Raw genomic sequence first — 3,098 nt, 5'->3', positions numbered from 1 at the left:
TCCCAGCAGCGTCTGCGGCACGCAGCCGATCTTCGGTGCAATCGATTCGACTGCCGCCCACAACGACGGGTACTCCCCACGGTGCTCCTGCACCATCCTAACCGCGCGCTCACGAACCTCAGGTGAGAACTTGTTTGACTTCTTCATGGCTCAATCCTCTCAGAGTGTTGAGCCTCCTCAAAACCCGGGGCGATTCAGTGTCTGTTTGGTACTCGAAGGACGAAAGAACAAGGCTTGAGCACGCCGCGGCGGTCGCCGGCTACAAGCATGTTTCGGCGTACATCCGTGACAAGTCCCTGGCGCGCGATCCAGCGCTGCAGACCATCCTCGACGGGGTCGGAGACTGGCGAGTGGAGCGCCACGAACTCACCCAGCGCTTGGACGCCTTCGGGGCGACGCATAGCGAGTTGATGACGATGTTGGCTATGCTTCTTGCGCGGTCTCGAAAGCGAGCGACCGCAGGCCAGGTCTCTGAACTTGTCGGAGCGATGGCCAAGGCGCGATCGCCTATGGAACTCGTCGCGGCAACCGCCCCGGAGTTAGCGGCAGGAATTGAGCAACGTTGAGACCGGACATACTGGGGTTCGCTCGCTTGCCGCCCGTTTCCGAATCACAAAGCGGTGGAGGCAACGCGCCGAATCAGCCGAGACCGCAGGTGTCAGAGCCCGTTGCTCCGGTTCCACGCCTCGGACCGCCCGCCCGCCCGCCTTCAGCTTGCGGATCTCTCCCAGGCCGGTCACAGGTAAGCAACTGCCGACGGCGGGTCTGGTACTCGGCCGCCTTCCAAGACTCAGACGTACTTCTGAGCCGGACTGCGCCTATGAATGCGGGTAAAGTACATCCATTGCATTGCCGCCGCACAGAAGTAGGTCACCGGATATGCGATCCATATTCCAAGAAGACCGACGGGGCCATGCAGGAAGCTCGCAATCGGATTGAGTAGCAACACTATACAACCGAGCGAGATGCCAGTCGGGATGAGTACCTTTCCGCTTGCGCGCATTGTCGAGGTAAGGATGCTTGCCGCGCCAAAGAAGATGCTACCCAAGACCAAAACCCGCAATGCATCGGTCCCAATATGGATGGCTCGGAGATCGGCAAGAAATAGACCAACAAGGAGCGGTGCCAACAACGAAGCGACGGCGGCAGTGATTCCCGTAGTCAACAGATTTAGTCGCAAGGCAACTCGTGGTACCGCCTCTAGTCGCGCACGGTTCCGCGCCCCGATGGCCTGTGCTGCAAGCACCGAGGTCGCTATTGCAATGGATGCCGCTGAAAACTGCACATAGGTCATGATCTGGCGCACTGCGCCCCAAGCCGCCGTCGCTGATGGTCCATGAAGGTTTACAAGTCTGAGCAATCCGATGTCGGCTAGCGAACCCGCGATGAAGAACAGGCTCATCGGATAACCGAGTTTGATCTGCTTAAACAGCAACGAAGCGCTTACCTTCCATCGACCCACAAACATGGGTGTCAACGCGTGCTGACTACCTCGAAGCGCCATGAATATCCAGAGTAAGGCTGCAGAATGCGCAATGAACAAGCCTGCCGCGGCGCCAGCGATTCCCAGCCGCTCAATGAGAAGGGGAGTCGCGATCAAGGTTCCAAGCGAGGTGACAGTCGACGTACAAAGCGGTGTTCGTGCATCGCCTGTCCCTCGCAACAGCGAAACAGCTGCAATCAGCACAAACTGGAGTGGGAGCACTGGCATCATCGCCTGGACATAGACTCTGGCTTGGACGCGTATCTCAACTGGGGTGGCGAGTACGTTAATAAGGCTTTCGGCGAAGATGAATCCAGTCACCGCTGCAACCATGCCTAGCACGACGGCGAAGCAGAGGGCCGTGTGTCCAACCGCACGAAGCCGGTCAGAGTCACTCGCTCCCAATGCATGGCCTGCCAATACGGAAGCGCCGGTACCAGTCCCGATAACAAAGGATGAAACGAGCATCATTGGTGGCGCAAACACGGCCACTGCCGCGTACGCCTCCATGCCTAGCAGATTGCCAATATAGATCCCGCTAGCCGTGCTCGAAATCGCTTGCACGAGATTGGAGAGCATGACTGGCCAAAGAAAGGCCAAGAACTGCCGAGAGAGAGGAACTGGCGGCTTATCCACTCACTCGACCTCGCAAAAGCGGAGCTCATTGCCCACTGACACGTTCACATTCCTCTGGGCAGTCAGATGCCAATTCAAGTCCAGCCCGATATCCATCAGGCCACGTTGAACGCAGCGTCAATCGCGCCTGGCTCAACTCTCCGAATTAGGTGACGATACTCTGATATGCGGTGACCTGCTCCGAGCAGCAATAGCGAGTGTGTGAACTCCAGCGATCCGATGTTCAAAAATTCTTCCACTTGCCTGGCCACGCATGGAATAACCGGCTTAAGGCAAATCGTGAGCAATCTAAATGCCTCGATGCATGCGCTGCAAACTTGCTGCAACTGAGAATCTTTGCTTTGCTCTTTCGCTAGTTCCCATGGCTTGTGTTTGTCAATGAACTCGTTTACTCGATCAGCCATCACCATGATCTCTCGTATGCATCGGCTAAACTCCCGCCTTTCGTATAGTTCAGCGGACGTCCGCACAAGGTCTTGAAGGTTGCCGATGAGCGCGCCGCCCTCCGGATCTAGGGCAGCCAACTTTCCATCGAACTTCTTACGGATAAATCCAGCTGCGCGGCTTCCGATGTTGACGTACTTTCCAACTAGGTCAGCATTCACTCGGTTCGCGAAATCGATTGAGTTGAAGTCCGCGTCCTCAACACGGCTGTTAAGTTTCGTCGCCAAGTAGTACCGCATCCACTCCGGGTTCATCCCCAGATCCAGGTATCTAAGCGGGTCTATTCCGTTGCCTCGGCTCTTACTCATCTTCTCGCCGTTGACAGTAAGATGTCCGTGAACATACACAGCATCAGGAGTCGGCGCGCGTCAAGGTAGTTGTCGCCTCGTTCATGCAGCCAACGGCTGTATGTTTGATGCCCTCGAATGTGTCTGAACGATGCAGTCACGTTCGGGGTTGAGGGTCACGGCGCCGACGGGCGACCAGTCGCGAGTAGACCCGGACCAACGCGCCGGGTTGAGCGCCCGGGCACGGG

Annotated in this window: 2 protein-coding genes and 2 pseudogenes; 1 reads left to right on the top strand and 3 read right to left on the bottom strand. The window is 57.2% G+C overall.

Annotation, left to right across the window (positions count from 1 at the left end; genetic code table 11):
• Positions 1 to 147: pseudogene (locus AC1D2E_RS35315) on the bottom strand (IS3 family transposase); the annotation flags it as partial.
• 20 nt (positions 148 to 167) lie between these two features.
• On the opposite strand from AC1D2E_RS35315, the gene AC1D2E_RS35310 reads away from it, so the two are divergent.
• On the top strand, positions 168 to 566 hold the full coding sequence (locus AC1D2E_RS35310; protein WP_478201707.1) for a conjugal transfer protein TraA: 399 nt from the start codon (positions 168 to 170) through the stop codon (positions 564 to 566).
• 224 nt (positions 567 to 790) lie between these two features.
• Here AC1D2E_RS35310 and AC1D2E_RS35305 read toward each other — a convergent pair whose 3' ends face one another.
• Both AC1D2E_RS35305 and AC1D2E_RS35300 read right to left on the bottom strand, forming a co-directional pair.
• Positions 791 to 2,062: an MATE family efflux transporter gene (locus AC1D2E_RS35305; RefSeq protein WP_478201706.1), complete on the bottom strand. Its 1,272-nt coding sequence runs from the start codon at positions 2,060 to 2,062 to the stop codon at positions 791 to 793.
• A gap of 152 nt (positions 2,063 to 2,214) precedes the next feature.
• A pseudogene (locus AC1D2E_RS35300) lies at positions 2,215 to 2,913 on the bottom strand (class I tRNA ligase family protein); the annotation flags it as partial.
• Positions 2,914 to 3,098: the final 185 nt, after the last annotated feature.

This window comes from Variovorax sp. P1_H2, assembly GCF_056405295.1.
This window is presented reverse-complemented; position numbering and strand designations above follow the sequence as displayed.